Source organism: Arenibacter latericius DSM 15913, assembly GCF_000424985.1.
GTDB lineage: Bacteria > Bacteroidota > Bacteroidia > Flavobacteriales > Flavobacteriaceae > Arenibacter > Arenibacter latericius.
In genome coordinates, this window is sequence record NZ_AUKX01000028.1 from 13,137 (window position 1) to 34,757 (window position 21,621).

Here is a 21,621-nt window from a genome sequence, read left to right on the forward strand (position 1 = left end):
ATTACGTCTACTATAAATCTAATCTTAACATGAAAAAAATTATCCTATCTTGTTTAATTATGGTGCAAATGTCCTTTGCCAATGATATGGAATGGTCTAAAACAGGGCATAGAACTATCGGCGAAGTTGCACAGCAACATTTAAGTGGAAAAACAAAAAGAGCCATAACAAAACTATTAGACGGACAGAGTTTGGCTTTGGTGTCTAACCATGCCGATGAAATAAAATCGGATCGTAGTTATTCTAAATTTGGCCCATGGCACTATGTAAATTATCCATTAGATAAAAAGTATACAGAGGTAGAGCCTAGTGATGCTGGCGATATAGTGATGGGAATCGAGAAAAGCATTGCTATTATAAAAGATGAAAATAGTACAAGGGAAGACAAGGCGTTTTACCTTAAAATGTTAGTGCATTTAATTGGGGATTTGCACCAACCCATGCATGTAGGTAGATTAGAAGACAAAGGAGGGAATGATATTCAGCTACGATGGTTTGGTAGAGGTACTAATTTGCATAGGGTTTGGGATTCTAATATGATTGAGGATTTTGGTATGAGCTATTCCGAGCTAGCTGACAATTTGCCGAAACTTTCCAAAAGTGAGATAAAGGTCATTCAGCAGGGCGATGTTTATGATTGGGTTGAAGAATCTCATGAGTTAGCTGCTATTATATATGATTCAGTTGAAACTGGAGAACAGCTGAGGTATGGCTATAATTATAAGTACTGGTCAATTGTTGAGCAGCAATTACAAAAAGGCGGACTTCGTTTGGCGAAAGTACTGAACGATTTATTCTAAAAGTTAATAAGTTATGTTGAATCTAGTTTAACCTAGCATTATAAAAGATTCTTTAAAAAAGATAAACGGGGCTAATGAGTATTGGAAGAAATTTAGAATCCCTTCCAATAATCGATATTTAATGGAATTGGTCCCTGCTAAAGATCTATATACAACACCGGTACGTTATTATAATTGAGAATTGGCGTTAGGATATTGATATTTCAGATGCTTGTTATGTTAAGGGTAGTGCCATTCAATAGTTTTAAAGGCATAAAAAAAATCGGTTTTTAAACCGATTTTTTTATTTAATTATTCTGAACGTTAGATTAATCCTTTCCTCAATCGGTTTAGCTGTCTTAGGGATTTGATGTAGCCAATTGTGTTGGGTTTCTCCCCTCATAAGCAGTAAACTGCCGTGCTGTAAAAGTATTTTATGTTTTAAATTTTTGTTGGTTTTATGCTTTAAATGAAAATAGCGTTCTTGTCCTAAAGTAATAGATGCGATTATAGGGTTAGTTCCCAACTCCTTCTCATTATCTGCATGCCAACCATTACTATCGCTCCCGTCTCTATACAAATTGATTAAGCAGCTAGTGAATTCTTCATTCGTTTTGCTGCTGAGGAGATTTTTAATCTCTAAAAGTTCTGGGGTAAAGCTATGGGGGAGCATGGTTATACCAGAGTATTTGTAGGGTTTTCCATTATTCCCATACAAGGCGGTGAGTCGTGGCTGAGGATATGTTTTCCCAAATAAGGTGATGCTATCTTGTTGCCAAGGGGTGTTTTTCTTTATGGTATTAAAAAAGAAATTGGCCTTTGTACTAGCTATAAAATTAGGATAATAGATAATATCGCTATCAGGGAGCTGAAGGTTTATTGGGTTAGGAGATAAGGCATCGCTCATTTAAAATCTGATTAATTGTTAAACGGTAGACATTAAGAGATATAGTTAGCGTTTGCAGTTAAAACCACTATTTATAAATATTTTTGTAGTCGTACCCGTTTGTATTCTGGTAAAGCAAAATTATTAACTGCTTTCTCTAAAAGTACAGGGTCTTTGTGTTTAGAAAGGATAATAGTAAAGCATTCTTTTACAGTTAAGGTGTTTTCCGATTGCTCAACTAGTTCTATAGCATCTCCTTTTCTTAGGTTGCCTTCTTCTAGTACTCTTACATAAGTGCCGGGCTGTCCGTATTCTAAATATTTTTCTATAATATCAGGGTCTTTAAATCGCACTTTCAATTTATAGCAGGGTTCTCTGGGGGTGGAGATTTGTACTAAAGCTGTTCCTATCCTATAGATGTCTCCAATCCTAGTAGTTGAATCGTTCATACCTTGGGTGGTCAGATTTTCTCCAAACATGCCCCAATCCCAATTGAGGTGTGGGTAGATTGTCTTCCAATAATTATAGTGTTCGGAAGCGAATAAGAAACAAGCTTTATGAATGCCTCCATGATGTTTACGATCAACGACTATATCTTTTTCTACATCGGTTTCCCCAAGAAACAAAGGGTGATTGGTGGGATATTTAAAAATTCCTGTTTGCTCTTCTTTTCCGTTCCATAGGAAAGTAGTTGCGGTACCAATGTTTGTGCTTATAACTTTCATTTTCTATCTATACTTAAATATCTCCCAAGTAACTATAGGCCCAATAAATTAAAACAAATTGTAATGGAATTCTAAGAATTAATATCCACCTAGGAATTCCAGCTGCTTCTTTTTCTCCTTTTAGCATGTAAAAATGTACCAAGAGAAAGGTAAGTAACATTCCTATAATACCATAGAGAGAAATATCTTTTGTGACAGAGAACCATAAACCTAGCCCCAAAAATATTTCTGCAAAACCGCTTAAAGTGACCAAAAGTTTGGGTTTAGGTAGGTATCTAGGCATTATTCTTAAATACACGTTTGGTTTTATAAAATGCATTATTCCTGCAAGTATATAAACAAGGGACATGAGGTAAAGATGCCAGGGGTATGTCATTTTAATATTTATTAGGGTGAATTAGATGTAGCTAGGAGGTACAAGATAGGAGGAAATCGTTTAATTTGAGCAATTAAAAAAAGCCGTATCAAAATAAATTGATACGGCTTCCTATTTTAATTTTCAATACACAATACTTTGTACTCGGTTCTATGCTCTGTACTCCATACTGTGTTTTTAGAACTTATTTCACCATTTCGTAGCTACGCTTAATGAAATTAGTAAGCTCTTCTCCTTTTAGTAATCCTTTGGATAAACGTGCCAAATCTAAGGATTGATTAATAAGACGTTCTTTCTTTTTAGCAGTTTTTGTGCTAAGAATTTCAGAAACCAATTCGTGATTAGTGTTTACCACTAGGTTGTACATTTCTGGCATATTTCCCATAGCGAACATTCCGCCACCACCGGTTTGCTGCATCTCTTTCATCCTTCTCATAAACTCTGGTTCAGTGATGATAAATGGAGAGGCGCTACTATCCATTGCTTCCATCTGAATGGTATAGCTTTTATTGTTGATGATTTTTTCGATGTCTGTTTTTAAGGCTTCTTTTTCCTCATCAGAAAGTTTAGAGATTTGCGTATCCTCTTTCTTGATTAGGTTGTCCACATGATCGGCATCTACCCTAGCGAAGGAAATGTTTTCTTTGCTAGTTTCTAGTTTCTGCATTAAATGCGGAACAATAGGTGAATCTAATAATAATACTTCATACCCTTTTGCCTTAGCAGCCTCTATATAACTGTGCTGCTCTTCTTTGTCCGAAGCGTAAAGAATCACCAACTTATCATCCTTATCGGTCTGATTCGCTTTTATCTTCTCCTGAAGTTCTTCAAAAGTATAGTAAGTGCCATCTATAGTTGGGTATAGAGCAAATTTATCTGCCTTTTCAAAAAACTTCTCTTCAGAAAGCATTCCGTACTCGATAACGATTTTTATATCGTTCCATTTAGCCTCAAAATCTTCTCTACTATTCTTAAATAAGGATGATAGCTTATCAGCAACCTTACGGGTAATGTAAGATGATATCTTTTTTACCGCTCCATCTGCCTGAAGATAAGATCTAGAAACGTTTAGTGGGATGTCTGGAGAATCTATTACCCCGCGAAGCATAGTAAGGAATTCTGGAACTATTCCCTCTACGTTATCCGTGACAAATACTTGATTTTGGTATAACTGTATCCTGTCTTTCTGGGTGTTTAAATCATTGGTTAATTTTGGGAAATATAAAATCCCCGTTAAATTAAAAGGATAGTCAACGTTTAAGTGAATGTGGAATAATGGCTCCTCAAACTGCATAGGGTATAGTTCCCTATAAAATCCAGTATAATCCTCCTCTTTAAGCTCTGTAGGTTGCTTGGTCCAAGCAGGGTTAGGATTGTTAATAATGTTATCTACCTCTTGGGTTGGTGCTGGATCTTCTTCTTTAGCGCCTTCCGGTTTAGGTAGGGTTTCTGTTCTTGTCCCAAACTTAATTGGGATAGGCATAAATTTATTATACTTTCTCAGCAATTCCTCAATTCTGCTTTCTTCCAAGAATTCGGTGGAATCTTCAGCAATATGAAGTATAATTTCTGTACCTCTAGTATCTTTTTCAGCTTCTTCTAAGGTAAAGCTTGGCGAACCATCACATGTCCAATGTGCAGCAGGTGCGTCAGTATAGCTTTTGGTGATGATTTCAACTTTTTCTGCTACCATAAAAGCAGAGTAGAATCCTAGTCCAAAATGACCGATAATACCCGAATCTTTTGCAGAATCTTTGTATTTGTCTAAAAATTCCTCAGCTCCAGAAAATGCAATGTCATTAATGTACTTTTCAACCTCTTCTTTGGTCATACCCACACCTTGGTCAATAATGTGGATTTTTTTACCTTCTTTATCAACCTTTACCTCAATAACAGGATTGCCGTAGTCAACGGTGGTCTCTCCTATGGAGGTTAAGTGCTTTAATTTTAAGGTTGCATCAGTAGCATTGGAAACCAGCTCCCTTAGGAAAATCTCGTGGTCGCTGTATAAGAATTTTTTTATAAGAGGAAATATGTTCTCTACGGAAACATTAATCTTGCCTGTGGCCATACTTCTATAATTTTTATGTTTTACGGAATATCAAAGTCAAAAAAAGTACCATGTTTTAAAATAGTGACAAACTGACACGATGAGGGTTTAACGGCGTTTGCTTTGTGTCACTTATGCAGGTGTATAACTTTCAAAAGGAGTGAAATACTAAAAACGAAGAGATTGTGAGATTTTTTAAAAGATTATGGGGAATCTTAATTTTTTTCTCATACTTTAGATTTAATAATTAACAATTAGGCAGAAGCCTAATACCTTAAAAGCAAAACAGATGTTCAACTCAAAAATAATTGGACTTGGTTTTTATGTGCCTGAGAATGTAGTCACTAATGACGATTTGTCCAAGGTGATGGATACCAATGATGAATGGATTCAAGAGCGTACTGGTATCAAAGAAAGAAGACATGTAATTAAAGGTGATGGGGATACCACCACTACTATGGGGGTAAAAGCGGCAAAAATAGCTATTGAACGTGCGGGAATAGATAAGGATGATATTGATTTTATTGTGTTCGCTACTTTAAGTCCAGACTATTATTTTCCTGGACCCGGTGTATTGGTCCAGCGAGATTTAGGAATTAAAACCGTAGGAGCGTTAGATGTGAGAAACCAGTGCTCTGGTTTTGTCTATGCTTTATCTGTGGCAGATCAATATATAAAAACGGGAATGTATAAAAATGTTCTAGTTATTGGTTCAGAATTGCACTCCCATGGTTTAGATATGACGACTAGGGGAAGGGGTGTTTCTGTGATATTTGGTGATGGTGCAGGCGCTGCGATATTAAGTAGGGAAGAGGATACAACAAAAGGTATACTGTCTACTCATTTGCATTCCGAAGGACAACATGCAGAAGAGTTGTCTTTAATTGCACCTGGTATGGGAAAACGTTGGGTAAACGATATTTTGGCAGATAATGATCCCAATGATGAATCTTACTTTCCCTATATGAATGGTCAATTTGTATTTAAAAATGCTGTAGTCCGTTTTAGTGAGGTAATCGTAGAAGGCTTAAAAGCCAATAATTTGGAGGCCAAGGATATTAATATGCTGGTTCCTCATCAGGCTAATTTAAGAATCTCTCAGTTCATTCAGAAAAAGTTTGGTCTGCAAGATGATCAGGTATATAATAATATTATGAACTATGGAAATACTACGGCGGCTTCTATTCCTATTGCACTTACAGAGGCTTGGGAACAGGATAAGATAAAATCTGGAGACCTAGTAGTACTTGCTGCTTTTGGTAGTGGTTTTACATGGGGAAGTGTCATTATTAGATGGTAGTTTAATAATATTAGTTGTAATAAACGCGAAACCCGGAACAGAAGCTCCGGGTTTCTTCATTGATAAACTATACTAAACACTAACCATTAACTATAAAAATACAGTCATATCAATGATTGGTCTTTTTATATGCCTAAAGGAAGGGATTTTTAGTCTTATTTTACGCTGTTTAACATTATTTAACGCGGGTTTTAACATTGTAATCGCTTAATAGTCTTTGTGTTACTTCTAATGTTTTGGTGCAGGCCTGTTTAGTCGCATTTCTCCTTTATTAACTAATAAGTTTAGTAACCCTAACCATAGCTTAATTCGCTATAATGGAAGGTTTAGTATATAGCAAAAAGAACAGCGGTCTCTTAGGTGCTTTATGTACAGGTTAGAATATTAGAACACTTATGATTACCTATGTGTTCTGTTTAGATAGGCACAGAAATTGGGGTGAACTGTTAGCCGCTTTTCTGTTGTATATTTTGTGCGCTTGCCGCAGTGACACTAACTTCTGTTACCAAATTAGGCGATACTTGGTTTATCTTTTATTCTAATAAACCATAGCCCGATGAATGTTATAATTCCGTTAATAGGTAATAATTCATACCCTACTTGATAGCCGCCAATAACCTCTGGTGGAATATTTGCAATTACTATTATTAGCAGTACAGAAATCACTGAAACCACAGCAGCATATTTATCCTTTATCTGATATTTGGTGATAATCCCAAAGGAAAATAGTCCTAATAGAGGGCCATAGGTATATGTCGCAACCGTTAGGAGTCCGTCTATAACGTTCTTGTCTAATATATGTTTAAAAATCACGATGACTATGATGAGCAGTATACTCATTCCTATATGTGTTCTTTTTCGGATAGATTTTTGTTTGGCTTCTGGTTTTTTGCTGATATTTAAGAAATCCACACAGAAAGAGGTAGTAAGGGCTGTAAGTGCGCTATCTGCACTACTATACGCCGCAGCGATTAGTCCAAGCATAAAAGTGGTGGCTACTGCAATACCTAGTCCGCTGTTAATAGCTATTTCTGGAAACAATAAATCGGGCTTAGGAACCCCATCCATCAAGGGGATACCAATATTAAATTTGTTGGCATATATAAATAAAAGTGCTCCTAATAATAAAAAGGCAAAATTCACAACAATGAGCACCAAGCTAAAGGAAACTACATTTTTTTGAGCATCCTTGAGATTTTTGCAGGTGAGGTTCTTTTGCATCATGTCCTGATCTAACCCGGTCATGCAAATAGCAATAAACATCCCGCCAAGAAAGGATTTTACAAAATGGACCTTATTAAAAAAATCGTCAGTAAAAAGTATTTTATTGTATTTTTTTAACTCATCGGAAGCCAAGAATTCCGTAAAACTCCATCCTAGTTCTTGGTTGATTTGGTAAATAGACAATCCAACAGCAGTTAACATAAATAATGTCTGTAAGGTGTCTGTCCAAACAATAGTTTTTATTCCTCCTTTAAAAGTGTATATCCATATTAGAAGTATAGACAAGGTAACGGTAACTTCAAAGGGGACGTTCCAAGCATCAAAAACAAATTGTTGTAAAACAATGGCTACTAAGAAAAGTCTAAAAGAGGCGCCTAATACTCGAGATATAAAGAAGAAAAATGCGCCTGTCTTATAACTAACCGTTCCAAACCGTCCCTCTAGGTATTCGTAAATGGAGGTTACATTTAATCTGTAATATATAGGTAATAGTACGTAGGCAATTACTAGGTAGCCTGCTAAGTACCCAAAGACAACTTGCATATAGCTAAATTCTGATCCTTCTACCCACCCCGGTACAGAAATAAAAGTGACCCCTGAAAGTGAGGCCCCAATCATACCAAAAGCTACTAAAAACCAAGGTGATTGTTTCCCAGCTTTGAAAAAATCTATGTTGGAATCATTTTTTCCTGTGAAATAGGAAATTAATAGGAGTAATAGGAAGTAACAGCCTATCAGTGCTAATATTAGGGTAGGATTCATATTCATTAATTAAGTGGCCAAAGTACAAAAAACAAATAAATTTTTAATCAATAGATCCAATGCGGTGAAATAAGTGATGGTTTGCCTAATTCATTTTTTTCTTTTCCTATAATGGCCCTTATTAAATACTTTAAAATTGTAATTTTGTAGTTATGGAATTTTCATCTAAACTATTGGAGAACGCAGTCTATGAAGTGTCTCAGCTACCAGGAATTGGTAAACGTACGGCATTGAGATTGGTGCTTCACCTGTTAAAACAACCCAATGAGCAGACCACAAGGTTGACCAGCGCTTTGGTTAATTTGAAAAGCAATATTAAATTTTGTAGAAACTGTCATAACATTTCAGATGTAGTGCTTTGTGAAATATGTGCCAATCCCAAAAGGGATCAGACTACGGTTTGTGTAGTAGAGGACATTCGTGATGTAATGGCGATTGAAAATACAGGGCAGTTTAAGGGACTCTACCATGTGTTGGGTGGAAAAATATCACCAATGGAAGGGGTGGGGCCACAAGATTTAACCATTGCTTCATTGATAAAGAAAGTAAAGCAAGGAGAAGTAAAGGAGCTTATTTTTGCCTTAAGCTCTACTATGGAGGGAGATACTACTAACTTTTATATCTTTAAGCAGTTGGAAGGAACCGATGTAAAAACCTCTACTATTGCTAGAGGGATTGCGATAGGGGACGAATTGGAATATGCAGATGAGGTAACCTTGGGAAGGAGTATTTTAAATAGAATTCCATTTGAAAACTCTCTAAAGGCCTAATTTAAAAACAAGAGGTAATTAAAAGGGAATATTATGGCCCTTATTTTATTATTTTTGTAAAATATTAATCATTATAAGTCTATTAAATACGAATATGTCAAAGTTTGAACTAAAATTACCGCAGATGGGTGAGAGTGTAGCGGAAGCTACTCTTACCTCTTGGCTTAAGGAAGTTGGGGAAGTTATTGAAATGGATGAAGCCGTTTTTGAAATTGCGACCGATAAGGTAGATTCAGAAGTTCCTAGTGAGGTAGACGGTGTTCTGGTGGAGAAATTATTCGAGATAGATGATGTAGTAAAAGTGGGGCAGACCGTAGCAATCATAGAAATAAATGGGACTGGGGAGCAAACTACCAAAGCTGTCCAATCAGAGGCTGCTGCTAATGTTCCAGAAGCTCAAGTAGAAGCAGTAGAGAAAACGATAGAAATAGCAAAGCAAGAAGCTTCGCCAACGGTAATGGATTTTAAAGGGTCAGACCGATTTTATTCACCGCTTGTTAAAAATATAGCCAAAGAGGAAGGAATTTCTGTTGCAGAGCTAGACACTATTCCAGGTACAGGTAGTGAAGGAAGAGTAACTAAAAATGATATTCTAGAATATGTTGCCAATCGAAAATCAGGAAATGTGCAGCCTTCTAAGGAAGCGCTAGGGGATAGTGAGAATTTTGCAGCTGTTAGTAGGAGAGAAGAGCAACAAGTGGCCTCGGTAAAATCACCAGAAGTTAAGACTAATGTTGCTGCAGTGCAACCTGCTAATGGTGATGAGCATATTCCTTTATCTCGTATGGGTAAATTGATTGCTAATCATATGACGGCTAGCTTAGAAAAATCTGCTCACGTGCAAAGTTTTGTGGAAGTAGATGTTACTAATCTGGTGAATTGGCGAAATAAGGTGAAGAATAGTTTTGAAAAAAGAGAAGGGGAGAAGTTAACATTTACCCCAATCTTTATGGAGGCGGTTGCCTTTGCCTTAAAAAAATACCCTATGATGAATATCTCCTTGGAAGGAGACACAATAATTAAAAAGAAAAATATAAATATAGGTATGGCCGCAGCCTTACCTGATGGGAATTTGATTGTTCCGGTAATAAAAAATGCAGATCAATTAAATTTGGTTGGCATGGCAAAGGCAGTAAATGATTTAGCTAAACGAGCAAGGGCTAATGCGCTAAAACCAGATGAGATAAAAGAAGGTACCTATACGGTAACCAATGTGGGAACCTTTGGTAGTGTTTTTGGGACGCCCATTATAAATCAGCCACAGGTGGGGATTCTTGCTTTAGGTGCTATTAGGAAAATGCCTGCGGTGGTGGAGACCCAAGAGGGCGATTTTATAGCTATTAGAAGTAAAATGTATCTCTCACATAGTTATGATCACCGAGTTGTAAATGGTGCCTTGGGTGGTATGTTTGTTAAAACAGTAGCAGATTACCTAGAATCTTGGAATGTAAATAGGGAGGTTTAATCTCTTAGGCTTACATAGTAATATATTTTACAGTGCTTTGTAGATAATCACAATAATCGCGTTGTACCAACCAAGCGCCTGTTTGTGCTATTTCAGTATTTATAATGCCAGGAAAGAAAGTTGTTCCTCATAAAATCCTCGGTCTATATTTTAGACCGTACCTTTATAATTAATTATTATTGCAAAAACTACTTATAACATGCAACTAAAGCTTACAAGGCCAATATGTTTTTTTGACTTAGAGACAACGGGAACCAATGTGGCAAAAGATAGAATCGTTGAAATAGCCATTTTAAAAGTGTATCCCAATGGGAATAAGGAAAGTAAAACATGGTTGGTAAACCCAGAAATGCATATTCCAGAGGAGGTTGTGGCCATTCATGGTATTTCTGATGAAAAGGTGGCACAAGAGCCTACTTTTAAACAACTTTCCAATGAAATTTATCAAATGATTAAGGACTGTGATCTTGGTGGTTATAACTCCGATCGTTTTGATATCCCATTGCTGGCAGAGGAAATGTTGAGAGCAGGAGTAGATTTTGATATGAAAAGTACAGTTTCTGTAGATGTACAGACCATTTTTCATAAAATGGAGAAACGTACCTTGGAAGCAGCTTATAAGTTTTATTGCGATAAGGACCTTAAAAATGCACACAGTGCAGAAGCAGATACTTTGGCAACCTATGAAGTGCTTTTGTCGCAATTGGAACGCTACCCCGAATTGGAAAATAATATTAAAAAGCTGTCCGAATTTACAACGAGAAAACAATCAGTGGATTTTGCTGGATTTATAGGGTTGAATAAAGAAGGAGAAGAAGTGTTTTCTTTTGGGAAACACAAAGGCAAAAAAGTTCATGATGTGCTAGAAAAGGAACCAGGCTATTTTGGATGGATACTCAATGCCGATTTTCCACTTTACACCAAAAAAGTATTAACTCAGATAAAGTTGAGTAAGCTAAATAATAAGTTAAGCTAATATATTGATGCCTGTGTTAGATGGTAGCTGTAGATTTCCTATTTCTTCGGTTTTAAAAGACTTAGACTCATTAATGGGTCTTAAAAAGTAGGAGTCTTAACAGCTATTTATTTAAGTTTGATTTTTGTGTTTACTAAACCTTAATGAATCTATAACTTTTATGAAGATTATTTGTATTGGTCGCAATTATGTTGATCATATAGCGGAATTGAATAACGAGAAGCCTAGTGAGCCGGTGGTGTTTATAAAGCCAGATTCTGCGGTTTTGCCAAAAGAACAGGATTTTTATATTCCAGAATTTTCCCAGGATGTTCATTATGAAGTGGAGGTGTTGGTGAAGATTAAAAAAGTGGGAAAACATATAGATGTCAACTTTGCCAAGAATTATTATGACGAAATTGGGTTGGGTATAGATTTTACTGCTAGGGATCTGCAGGCTCAATTAAAAGAAAAAGGGCTACCATGGGAAAAGGCAAAAGGTTTTGACGGTGCTGCAGTAGTAGGCGCTTGGTTGCCTAAATCTCACTTTAAAGATTTAAATAACATTAATTTCCAACTTAAAAAGAATAATGAGGTGGTGCAGGATGGGAATACTGGTCTTATGATTTGGAAGATAGATGAGCTAATTTCCTATGTCTCTCGATATTTTATGTTAAAAAAAGGCGATATTATCTTTACAGGAACTCCGGCAGGAGTAGGAAAAGTTAAAGCAGAAGACTATCTTGTGGGTACACTTGAAAATACGGAGTTATTCTCTTTAAATATTAAATAAATGATTTATAATCTAGATAAAATAAATGAAATGGCAGAAGGGGATGAGGAGTTCGTCCGATCTGTTATTGCTGTATTTTTAGAAGAGGTTCCTCAAGACTTAAATGAGTTGGAGAAGGTATTAGAGCTAAAAGACTATACAAGGGTTTATAAGTTGGCGCACAAAATTAAACCAAATGTAGACTTAATGGGTATGGAACAGTCTCATGCAATGGCTTTAGAAATTGAAACGCTTGGTAGAAATATGGAGAATGTTTCGGAAATAGATCGATTAGTGCCCTTGCTAAAGAAAGATGTTAATCAGGTGATTACGGAACTTAAAAACGATTTTAATCTTTAATGTTTGCGGAGATAATTACCATAGGAGATGAAATCTTAATTGGGCAGATTATTGATACCAATTCTGCTTTTATTGCCCAGGAATTAAATAAAATTGGGGTTTCTGTATATCAGATTAGTTCGGTGCAGGATAATAGAGAGCATATTTTAGAAGCTCTAAGGGAAGCTGAATCGAGATCCGATGTTATAATTGTTACCGGTGGTCTTGGTCCTACAAAAGATGATATTACTAAGCATACCTTATGTGAGTATTTTGGTGATACCTTAATAGAAGATAAAGGAGTGCTTTCTCATGTAGAGCAAATATTTAAAAAGTATATAACTACCCCTATATCTGATTTAAACAGGAAACAGGCCTGGGTGCTTAGCACAGCAGAAGTGCTGCATAATGAGTATGGTACTGCGCCTGGTATGTGGATCCCTAAAAATGGAAAAGTAATAGTCTCGTTACCGGGAGTTCCCTTTGAGATGAAGAACCTAATTACGAGTAGTGTAATTCCAAAGATTATAGCAGAGTTTAAGCGTCCGTTTATCATACATAAGACTATTATCACGTATGGGATTGGAGAAAGTCCTATTGCAGAGATTCTAGAGCCTGTGGAGGAGGGGCTCCCCGATGAGGTAGGGCTTGCTTATCTTCCAAGTTTAGGGTCGGTTAGGTTAAGGCTTACGGGAAAAGGTCCAGACAAAGAGCGCTTGCATCAATTAATAGAAATAGAGGCGGATAAGATAAAAATCTTATTGAAAGATTATATATTTGGTGAAGATGGAGGAGAACCCCTAGAGGTCATTATAGCCAATTTGCTAACGCGATTGAAAATGACCTTGGGTACAGCGGAGAGTTTTACTGGGGGGAGGATAGCGGAAAAAATAACTAGCATTCCTGGTGCTTCGGCTTATTTTAAAGGAAGTGTGGTGTGTTATGCTACCCAAACTAAAATAGAAGTGCTTAAGGTGCCCCAGGGATTAGTAGAGCAATACTCAGTGGTAAGTCCCCAAGTGGCAGAGGCTATGGCCGTTAACTTAAGGGCTTTGTTGAAAACCGATTTTGCAATTGCTACTACTGGTAATGCGGGACCAACAAAAGGGGACTCAGATGCGGAAGTAGGAACGGTGTATATCGCCATTGCTACACCAAAGCATGTGCTCGTAGAAAAATTCCTTATGGGGAGTCAAAGAGATAGGGTAGTGCAAAAGTCTGTAAATAAGGCATTTGAGTTGTTGCAAAAAGAAATTTCAAAATTGTGACAAAGAATTTTGTGCGTACCATATAAATAGCTTAAATTTGCAGCCTGTTTATAACAAAATTAAAAGTAGCGAGATGTCAAAAGTTTGTGATGTTACTGGAAAGAGAGCCATGTTTGGAAATAATGTGTCCTTCTCGATAAATAAAACCAGAAGAAGATTTGATGTAAATCTTTCCAAAAAACGTTTCTATATTCCGGAAGAAGACCGTTGGGTAACCTTAAAGGTGTCCGCTAAGGCTTTAAAGAGTATTAACAAAAAGGGAATTTCCGTTGTTTTGAAAGAAGCAAAAGGGAAAGGGTTGATTAAATAATCCTGAAATACTAAGATAAAATGGCAAAGAAAGGTAATAGAATCCAGGTTATTTTGGAATGTACTGAGCATAAGGAGTCTGGCATGCCAGGAACTTCTAGGTACATTACAACTAAAAGTAAAAAGAATACTCCAGATAGGATGGAAATAAAAAAATACAATCCTATTCTTAAGAGAGTGACAGTTCATAAAGAAATAAAATAATACGTCATGGCAAAGAAATCAGTAGCAACTTTACAAACTAGTTCAAAGAGGTTAACCAAGGCTATTAAAATGGTAAAGTCACCAAAATCAGGGGCTTACGTTTTTGTAGAGTCGGTTATGCAACCAGAATTGGTTAACGACTGGTTGAATAAGAAATAGTAATCCTTTTTAATGGATTATATAAGCTACTTTCATTAGAGAGTAGCTTTTTTATTTTCATATCTTTGGGCAAAAGGAATACGCCACGATTATGAGTTTATTTAAGAAATTATTTTCGAAACCCAAGAAAGAATCTCTAGACAAAGGTTTAGAGAAAACGAAGTCTACCTTTTTATCTAAACTAGGTAAGGCTGTAGTAGGGAAGTCTAAGGTAGATGATGATGTATTAGATAGTCTTGAGGAAATTTTGGTATCCTCCGATGTAGGAGTAGATACTACCTTGAGGATAATAGATCGTATAGAAGCTAGGGTGTCTAAAGATAAATATGTAGGTACCAGTGAGCTCAACCGTATCTTAAGAGAAGAGATTGCTGGTTTATTGTCTGAAACCAATTTTGGCAATGAGGTAGAATATTCTGTTCCTAAGGATAAGAAGCCTTATGTTATTATGGTGGTAGGAGTAAATGGCGTAGGAAAAACTACTACTATAGGGAAATTAGCCTACCAGTTTAAAAAACAAGGGTTAAAAGTAGTTTTGGGAGCGGCAGATACCTTTAGGGCTGCTGCAATAGAACAGCTCGAAATATGGGCCGAAAGAGTAGATGTTCCTATTGTAAAACAGAGTATGGGTAGTGATCCTGCTTCAGTTGCTTTCGATACGCTTAGTTCTGCAGTTCGTCAAGATGCGGATGTGGTGATTATTGATACCGCTGGTAGGTTACACAATAAGGTGAACCTGATGAATGAGCTTTCTAAGGTTAAAAGGGTAATGCAGAAAGTTGTTCCCGATACCCCTCATGAAGTGCTTTTGGTGTTGGATGGCTCTACCGGTCAGAATGCATTTGAACAAGCTAAGCAATTTACTAAAGCCACAGAGGTGACTTCACTAGCGGTTACTAAATTAGATGGTACAGCTAAAGGTGGTGTGGTGATTGGTATTTCCGATCAGTTTAAAATTCCTGTGAAATATATTGGTGTTGGGGAAGGGATTGAAGATTTGCAAGTTTTTAATAAAATAGAATTTGTAGACTCCTTTTTTAGTGAAAATTAATTTATTTAGTAGGAATTTAATCTCAAGCATAAGGACCTGTTTCTATTTGTTGTAGAGATTAAAAGTTATCGTGGTTGGTGTAAATTAGTTTAATTCCTTAGTGCAGTTTATGTGCTAGGTAAGATTTGAGTGGTTTATCTCCAACTTTTATTTGCACTAAGAATTTTCAGTCTGTTACCTTATGGGATTGATTAATGGTAATAGAGGTATCCCCTTTTTTAATTTTAGTGGTAGCTTAAACTACCCGCTATAGCGTTCTGTGGTCTCCATACTTTTTAGAACCAAGAGCGTTTTGTTTTAGAAACGTTAAATATTAAGTATAAACTAACTGCAATCTTTTTGCATATTGTACTTTTGCACTTCATTAAGAAATTATGCGCACAAAATCACTTAAAAAGAATAAAATCAACGTAGTTACCTTGGGGTGCTCTAAGAACGTTTACGACTCAGAAGTATTGATGGGTCAATTGAAGGCTAATAATAAAGAGGTGGTTCATGAAGAGGAAGGTAATGTAGTTGTGATTAATACCTGCGGGTTTATCTCAAATGCAAAAGAAGAGAGTGTAAATACCATTTTGGAGTACGTTCAAATGAAAGAGGAAGGTGCCGTAGACAAAGTATTTGTTACCGGCTGTTTAAGTGAACGTTATAAGCCAGATCTTCAGAAAGAAATACCGAACGTTGATGAGTATTTTGGAACAAGTGAGTTGCCCAATTTGCTTAAAGCGTTGGGAGCAGATTATAAGCACGAGCTAATTGGAGAGCGATTAACTACTACGCCTAAAAACTATGCTTACCTTAAAATTGCAGAAGGATGTGATAGACCATGCTCATTTTGTGCTATCCCTCTTATGCGAGGTAAACATAAGAGTACTCCAATAGAAGAGTTGGTGACAGAAGCTAATAAATTGGCAGCTAATGGGGTTAAAGAATTAATTCTTATTGCTCAAGATCTTACTTATTACGGTTTGGATCTATATAAGAAACGTAATTTGGCCCAGTTACTAGAGGAATTAGTGAAAGTAGAGGGGATTGAGTGGATTAGGTTGCATTATGCCTTCCCTACCGGGTTCCCAATGGATGTGTTAGATGTAATGAAGCGTGAGCCAAAAATATGTAGCTACCTAGATATTCCTTTGCAGCATATTTCAGACTCCATTTTAAAGAGTATGCGTAGGGGAACTACCCAAGAGAAAACAACCAAATTGTTGAAGGATTTTAGGGCAGCGGTTCCAGGGATGACTATTAGGACTACATTAATCGTTGGGTACCCAGGAGAGACTGAGGAAGATTTTAATACGTTAAAAGAATGGGTCAAGGAAATGCGTTTTGAAAGATTAGGGTGCTTCACCTATAGTCACGAGGAGAATACCCATGCATTTAATTTGGTAGATGATGTTCCAGAAGAAGTAAAGCAACAGCGAGCCTCTGAAATTATGGAAATTCAATCTCAAATCTCTTGGGAGTTAAATCAAGAGAAGGTGGGACAAACATTACGCTGTATTATTGATAGGAAAGAGGGGGAATTCTTTGTTGGTCGCTCTGAATTCGATTCCCCAGATGTAGATAATGAAGTTTTAGTAGATGCTTCTAAGCACTACCTAAAAGTGGGCGAATTTGTAAATCTCTCTATTTTTGAGGCGGCAGATTTCGACCTATACGGAGAGCCGGTTTAGATGAGAATTTAGTACTAATTACAGAGTACAGTGTATTGAGAGTTGTGTGCTTTTTAATATTTCCGAGTATTTAAGCCGTTTTCGTATACTCCGTATATTTTCTTTCATAGCTTTCCACGTTTTGGTGGTCAACCTATATCAGAGACGTGCACTTTTCCGAAATCTAAAAGAAAGAATTGAATATCCCCGTGATTTATCACGGGGATTAATAGCGATTCAGATAAACGGCTTTAGTAAAAATTTGAAGGCTTTATTTGCAGTGTAATCAACAGCAAAGGTTGTTAACTCCTCTATAGGATGAGAATTCTCAGTCTATTTATAATGAGAATTATCGCTAAATGAATAGTCCTCAATGATATTCAATTTTGGCCACCCCTACCTAACTCCAAGTAAGCACAATCTCTAATTATGAAGTAGTTGTTCCTATCTGTGGATGGGAATTGATGGTTTTAGCCGCCTTCCTAGGTAAGCGTAAATAATTAGGAATAAAATTCAGTGTTTGGGGAATAGTATTCTATATAACGTAGAGAGAAATCGCTGTCTTTAATGATGAAATAATATCTAAAACGGGTCAACTCTAATCAGGGGAGAACAGGAATGAGATCTTTTTACGGAGCCTTTATCTTCTTTGCAGTTCTAGCTCATAAATTTCCCTGCCTAATTGTGCTAAAAATGGTAGTCCGATGGTTTTATATTCATATTTATCATCGTTAAAAACGCGGTTTTGGTTGACTGGGATTGTGCCTGCAAGCATAAATTCTATGTTGTTCTCTGTATCTACGATATAGGCGCAATCCGTTAAGGTTCCGTAAGCACTGCCTACTTTGTTGTATATTTTTAAATTATCAGGAATTTTATTTCGATTATCCCCAAACATTAAAAATTTACCATATCCGTCATAGTATTCGTTTGTGTCGTATCCCAATTCTCTTGGAAGTGTGCTCATTGCCTTAAGTAGAAACTCTCTACTTTTGTCGCCTAAGTTAAATTGGGCCTCTTTTTTGTAAAGTTCTGGAAAAACAATTCGTTTTAAAACCTGAAGCTGTGCATTGAGTGGGAAGTGATTTCTTAAGTTAAAATCGAATGGTTGTTGGATAAGATTATCATCCTCATAATAGGCATTCCCCTTAATTATTCCGTTAAGAGCTAGTGGTGTGGGGGGTGTGTTAATAGTAGGAGTTATAGGAGTAGTAGTGGTGTCGTTCAAATAGACGATTAGTGGGGTGGTAGTTACTTCAAAGGCATTAGGTGTAGAGAGTCGATGAGATATGCGCACGGGAGAAACCTGCTTTTCCTTTAGCTTTTCATTGATGTAATCCTGACCTAGAAATTCAAATAAACGGTTGTTTGCCTCATTATCACTTACCGAGAAAATCTTAAGAATGTCGTGGGCAAAAGTGGTTTCAATAGAGTCGCCTTCTATATAAAATCGACTGTAATAATCTACTCCTGCTGTTTGTTGCAATTTTTCTAAAGTCAGTGCCGCGGTAATCAGTTTCACCGTACTCGCAGGGTAAAAATAATTGCTATCGTTGGTATGGTAGAAATAGTCGGTTAGGGTTACACTATCTTTTTTTCTTTTTATCTGAGTGTAGATTAGCTGTAGCTCGTAATTGTTTACGCTATCCATTACCCTTTTAATTTTAGGGTTAGTAGATGATAGCGCAATATCCAATAGGTTTTTTGGCTTCACCGGCTCAGAGCATCCGCTAATTAATAAGGTAAGAAGCGTTATTAATAGCACAGGTTTTAAAGGCACGACTTAATATTTAGTATTATTCACTTGAAGTGTAAACCTCTCCTCTATGGGGTTTAAGGGCGTCTCTCATTGCAATCATTTTAGATTCCTTTACTACTAGAAATGCTATGGAGTGCATTTCATTGATGTCTTGGCTGCCAGTAATACAGTTTTCTAACTGCTCCGATTCACAATATTCGTTTAGGTGAAGCTTATGGTGTAACGCAGTTTTATGCGCTGCTTCGCCTCTAAAATCCCAAATAAGTTTAATTTCTCTTTCTTTCATTTTGTAAAATTAATGAAAAAACAAAAAGGAGGAGGCTGTAGAGCCGCGGTTAAGCTAATTATAGTGTAACTTTCTTAATATCATGGTGGCTATATGTTTGCTATCTTTGCTGTAAAGGTTATGTTAAACGCTGTAGATTTATTATAAAAAAAATGAGAACTTGCATAACGATGTGTTATTGTTAAATTTGCTTCATGCATTTACATGAATTAAAACTTAAAAGGGTGCCGGGATTTATATTGTGGGCCGTTTTGTTATGCGCCTTTATTTCCTGTGATTCACTTTTTAAGAGAGAATCAAATCGTGTAGCAGTTGCTAGGGTTGGTGAGGCTTATCTTTATAAAGAGGATCTTGCTGGTTTAAAATTTGGGAATTTGTCTAAGGAAGACAGTATTTCGATTATTAATAATTATATTAATAATTGGGCTTATAAGCAATTACTGCTTTCAAAGGCTAAAATTAATTTGCCTGAAGAAAAAGTAAGAATCTTTGAGGAATTGGTGTCAGATTACCGCACCGATTTGTATACTGGAGCGTATAAGGAGGCATTAGTGCTTAAATCTCAAGATACTACTATTAGTGAGAGACAACTCTCAGAGTTTTATGATCGAGAGAAAGAAAACTTTAGGTTAAAAGAACGGATTGTGCAGCTGAGGTTTGTAGAGTTGCCTGTAAAATACTTAGATAAAGGGCTTGTAGTTAGTAAGTTAAAAAGCTTTGAAGAGGCAGATCGTACCTATCTCGATTCTATTAGTATCCAATTTAAGAAAATGAATTTTAACGATTCAATATGGGTGCCAGTTAGTAGGGTAATGGAGGAAATAAGGCCCTTAACTCCTGATAATCAAGCTAGGTACTTAAAAAAATCACAATTTTTTGAAATGCAGGACTCTTTAGGGGTATATTTGACAAAGATTAATGATATCCTGGAAATCAATGATATTGCTCCGCTTTCATATGTTAAGCCAACTATAAAACAGCTGCTTTTAAATAGAAGAAAGCTGAATTATATGAAAACATTAGAAATGGATATTTTAGATGAAGCTATTAAAGACAAAGAATTTGAAGTATATGAATAAGGTATTTAAACGAAGTTTTTCCCTATCTATTTTATTATTTGCGGGAGCACTTAGTGCTCAGGTTACTGAAAAGTTGCCTGATACACAGGTAGAGCCTAATGCAATTAATATTGAGGAATCCTCTATTTCTAAGAATGATACGGTGAATAATTTCACTAAAATTAAACTAGATGGTATTGCTGCGGTAGTTGGAGACTATGTAATATTGGAGTCTGATATTGAAAAAACCTTAATTGATTTAAAAAATCAGGGAGCTTCAACTGCAGATGTTACGCGATGCGGACTTTTGGGGAAATTGATGGAAGATAGATTGTATGCTCATCAGGCCGTTCAAGATAGTATTTTGGTTTCCGATGATGAGGTAAATGCTACCGGTGATCATCAATTGCAGCAATTAGTGGGGCAAATCGGATCCATGGAAAAAGTGCTTAGTTATTATAACAAAGAAGATGAGGCTAGTTTTCGTGAAGACCTTTATAAGATTAATAAACTGAGAATGCTTTCCGAAAAAATGCAGAACAAGATTGTTTCGGAAATAGAAATTACGCCAGAGGAAGTAAGGCAGTTTTTCAATAAAATTCCAGAAGACGAGAGACCCATATTTGGAGCAGAATTAGAAATAGCGCAAATTGTAAAAGAACCGAAAGCGTCCGCAGAGGAAAAACAAAAGGTGATTGATCAATTAAATGAAATTAGAGCAGATATTATAGAAAACGGTGCTAGCTTTAACGTAAAGGCTATTTTATATTCCCAAGATCCAGGATCAAAATCCAAGGGAGGCTTTTATAGTATGACTAGAGAAACCCCGTTTATTAAGGAATTTAAAGATGTGGCTTTTAGCTTAAGAGAAGGAGAGATTTCCGAACCTTTTGAAACAGATTTTGGATTTCATATTATTTTAGTCGAAAAAATAAGAGGTAGGGAATTAGATTTACGTCACATTCTAATTAGCCCAGAGATTTCTCAAGCGGAATTAGATAAGGCCAAAAAGGAATTAGATAGTATTCGTCAGGGTGTAATGGATGGTAAATTTACCTTTGCAGAAGCAGCTTTAAATTTCTCTGATGAGAAAGAAACAAAATATGATGGCGGATTGTTGAGAAACCCATCTGATTTTAGTTCTAGGTTTGAACTTACAAAAATGGAACCTTCTCTTTACAACCAGGTGAGAAATATAAAAGACAATGAGATTTCACATCCTATTTTGGAAAACGACCCTAGGGGAGGTGGACCAAAATATAAGATCATGAAAATCACCAACCGCTTTGACGAGCATGTGGCGAATTTTTCACAAGACTATATTAAAATCCAGGAATTGGCGTTAAGAGAAAAACAATTTAAGGCCATAAAAAAATGGATGGAAGAACATATTGAGGATACCTACATAAGTGTCAACGCAGTAAATAGGAGCTGTAACTTTGCCAATAATTGGATAAAGGAATAAAGGC

At 36.3% G+C, this 21,621-nt stretch carries 22 protein-coding genes; 15 read left to right on the forward strand and 7 right to left on the reverse strand.

The window, feature by feature from the left end:
* Nucleotides 1-29: 29 nt before the first annotated feature.
* On the forward strand, nucleotides 30-800 hold the full coding sequence (locus H344_RS0109950) for a S1/P1 nuclease (RefSeq protein WP_026810185.1): 771 nt from the start codon (nucleotides 30-32) through the stop codon (nucleotides 798-800).
* 283 nt (nucleotides 801-1,083) lie between these two features.
* Here H344_RS0109950 and H344_RS0109955 read toward each other — a convergent pair whose 3' ends face one another.
* The 4 genes from H344_RS0109955 to htpG form a co-directional block, all read right to left on the reverse strand.
* A complete protein-coding gene (locus H344_RS0109955) occupies nucleotides 1,084-1,686 on the reverse strand; it encodes an alpha-ketoglutarate-dependent dioxygenase AlkB family protein (RefSeq protein WP_034256403.1) in 603 nt (200 codons plus the stop codon).
* 71 nt (nucleotides 1,687-1,757) lie between these two features.
* Nucleotides 1,758-2,390, reverse strand: a complete 633-nt coding sequence (locus tag H344_RS0109960; RefSeq protein ID WP_026810187.1) for an MOSC domain-containing protein — start codon at nucleotides 2,388-2,390, stop codon at nucleotides 1,758-1,760.
* Between the two features lie 13 nt (nucleotides 2,391-2,403).
* Nucleotides 2,404-2,766, reverse strand: coding sequence for a DoxX family protein (locus tag H344_RS0109965; RefSeq protein ID WP_026810188.1), 363 nt, complete (start codon nucleotides 2,764-2,766; stop codon nucleotides 2,404-2,406).
* 184 nt (nucleotides 2,767-2,950) lie between these two features.
* The gene (htpG, locus tag H344_RS0109970) at nucleotides 2,951-4,837 is read right to left on the reverse strand and encodes a molecular chaperone HtpG (protein ID WP_026810189.1); all 1,887 of its coding nucleotides are present in this window, start codon (nucleotides 4,835-4,837) and stop codon (nucleotides 2,951-2,953) included.
* 268 nt (nucleotides 4,838-5,105) lie between these two features.
* Here htpG and H344_RS0109975 point away from each other — a divergent pair, with 268 nt between their 5' ends.
* On the forward strand, nucleotides 5,106-6,116 hold the full coding sequence (locus tag H344_RS0109975) for a 3-oxoacyl-ACP synthase III family protein (protein ID WP_026810190.1): 1,011 nt from the start codon (nucleotides 5,106-5,108) through the stop codon (nucleotides 6,114-6,116).
* Between the two features lie 510 nt (nucleotides 6,117-6,626).
* Here the strand turns inward: H344_RS0109975 and H344_RS0109980 are convergent.
* A complete protein-coding gene (locus H344_RS0109980) occupies nucleotides 6,627-8,102 on the reverse strand; it encodes a sodium:solute symporter (RefSeq protein WP_026810191.1) in 1,476 nt (491 codons plus the stop codon).
* A gap of 152 nt (nucleotides 8,103-8,254) precedes the next feature.
* Between H344_RS0109980 and recR the strand changes: the two genes are divergently transcribed.
* The 11 genes from recR to rimO all read left to right on the forward strand — a co-directional run bounded on the left by recR (nucleotide 8,255) and on the right by rimO (nucleotide 17,070).
* The gene (recR, locus tag H344_RS0109985) at nucleotides 8,255-8,872 is read left to right on the forward strand and encodes a recombination mediator RecR (protein WP_026810192.1); all 618 of its coding nucleotides are present in this window, start codon (nucleotides 8,255-8,257) and stop codon (nucleotides 8,870-8,872) included.
* 94 nt (nucleotides 8,873-8,966) lie between these two features.
* Complete coding sequence (locus H344_RS0109990) at nucleotides 8,967-10,337, forward strand: dihydrolipoamide acetyltransferase family protein (protein WP_026810193.1); 1,371 nt, start codon at nucleotides 8,967-8,969, stop codon at nucleotides 10,335-10,337.
* Between the two features lie 199 nt (nucleotides 10,338-10,536).
* Complete coding sequence (locus H344_RS0109995; protein ID WP_026810194.1) at nucleotides 10,537-11,313, forward strand: 3'-5' exonuclease; 777 nt, start codon at nucleotides 10,537-10,539, stop codon at nucleotides 11,311-11,313.
* 160 nt (nucleotides 11,314-11,473) lie between these two features.
* Nucleotides 11,474-12,085 carry a fumarylacetoacetate hydrolase family protein gene (locus H344_RS0110000; RefSeq protein ID WP_026810195.1) on the forward strand — a complete coding sequence of 204 codons (612 nt, stop codon included), beginning with the start codon at nucleotides 11,474-11,476 and terminating at the stop codon, nucleotides 12,083-12,085.
* Nucleotides 12,086-12,424 carry an Hpt domain-containing protein gene (locus H344_RS0110005; protein ID WP_026810196.1) on the forward strand — a complete coding sequence of 113 codons (339 nt, stop codon included), beginning with the start codon at nucleotides 12,086-12,088 and terminating at the stop codon, nucleotides 12,422-12,424. It abuts the gene before it with no gap.
* A complete protein-coding gene (locus tag H344_RS0110010; protein WP_026810197.1) occupies nucleotides 12,424-13,671 on the forward strand; it encodes a competence/damage-inducible protein A in 1,248 nt (415 codons plus the stop codon). Before H344_RS0110005 ends, H344_RS0110010 begins: the two co-directional genes overlap by 1 nt.
* A gap of 73 nt (nucleotides 13,672-13,744) precedes the next feature.
* Nucleotides 13,745-13,981: a 50S ribosomal protein L28 gene (rpmB, locus tag H344_RS0110015; RefSeq protein ID WP_026810198.1), complete on the forward strand. Its 237-nt coding sequence runs from the start codon at nucleotides 13,745-13,747 to the stop codon at nucleotides 13,979-13,981.
* A 20-nt stretch (nucleotides 13,982-14,001) separates the two neighbouring features.
* The gene (gene rpmG / locus H344_RS0110020) at nucleotides 14,002-14,184 is read left to right on the forward strand and encodes a 50S ribosomal protein L33 (protein WP_026810199.1); all 183 of its coding nucleotides are present in this window, start codon (nucleotides 14,002-14,004) and stop codon (nucleotides 14,182-14,184) included.
* A gap of 6 nt (nucleotides 14,185-14,190) precedes the next feature.
* Nucleotides 14,191-14,343 carry a DUF4295 domain-containing protein gene (locus H344_RS21420; RefSeq protein WP_084148768.1) on the forward strand — a complete coding sequence of 51 codons (153 nt, stop codon included), beginning with the start codon at nucleotides 14,191-14,193 and terminating at the stop codon, nucleotides 14,341-14,343.
* A gap of 91 nt (nucleotides 14,344-14,434) precedes the next feature.
* Complete coding sequence (gene ftsY / locus H344_RS0110025) at nucleotides 14,435-15,394, forward strand: signal recognition particle-docking protein FtsY (protein ID WP_026810200.1); 960 nt, start codon at nucleotides 14,435-14,437, stop codon at nucleotides 15,392-15,394.
* A 374-nt stretch (nucleotides 15,395-15,768) separates the two neighbouring features.
* Nucleotides 15,769-17,070: a 30S ribosomal protein S12 methylthiotransferase RimO gene (gene rimO / locus H344_RS0110030; protein WP_026810201.1), complete on the forward strand. Its 1,302-nt coding sequence runs from the start codon at nucleotides 15,769-15,771 to the stop codon at nucleotides 17,068-17,070.
* A 619-nt stretch (nucleotides 17,071-17,689) separates the two neighbouring features.
* On the opposite strand, the gene H344_RS0110035 is transcribed toward rimO, so the two are convergent.
* Both H344_RS0110035 and H344_RS0110040 read right to left on the reverse strand, forming a co-directional pair.
* On the reverse strand, nucleotides 17,690-18,829 hold the full coding sequence (locus H344_RS0110035; RefSeq protein ID WP_051254251.1) for a serine hydrolase: 1,140 nt from the start codon (nucleotides 18,827-18,829) through the stop codon (nucleotides 17,690-17,692).
* 16 nt (nucleotides 18,830-18,845) lie between these two features.
* Nucleotides 18,846-19,094, reverse strand: coding sequence for a hypothetical protein (locus H344_RS0110040; protein ID WP_026810203.1), 249 nt, complete (start codon nucleotides 19,092-19,094; stop codon nucleotides 18,846-18,848).
* Nucleotides 19,095-19,288: 194 nt separating this feature from the next.
* On the opposite strand from H344_RS0110040, the gene H344_RS0110045 reads away from it, so the two are divergent.
* Together H344_RS0110045 and H344_RS0110050 are read left to right on the forward strand one after the other, a co-directional pair.
* Nucleotides 19,289-20,173 carry a hypothetical protein gene (locus tag H344_RS0110045; protein ID WP_034256408.1) on the forward strand — a complete coding sequence of 295 codons (885 nt, stop codon included), beginning with the start codon at nucleotides 19,289-19,291 and terminating at the stop codon, nucleotides 20,171-20,173.
* Nucleotides 20,166-21,617, forward strand: a complete 1,452-nt coding sequence (locus H344_RS0110050; protein WP_026810205.1) for a peptidylprolyl isomerase — start codon at nucleotides 20,166-20,168, stop codon at nucleotides 21,615-21,617. The genes H344_RS0110045 and H344_RS0110050 overlap by 8 nt, the downstream gene beginning before the upstream one ends.
* Nucleotides 21,618-21,621 lie beyond the last annotated feature (4 nt).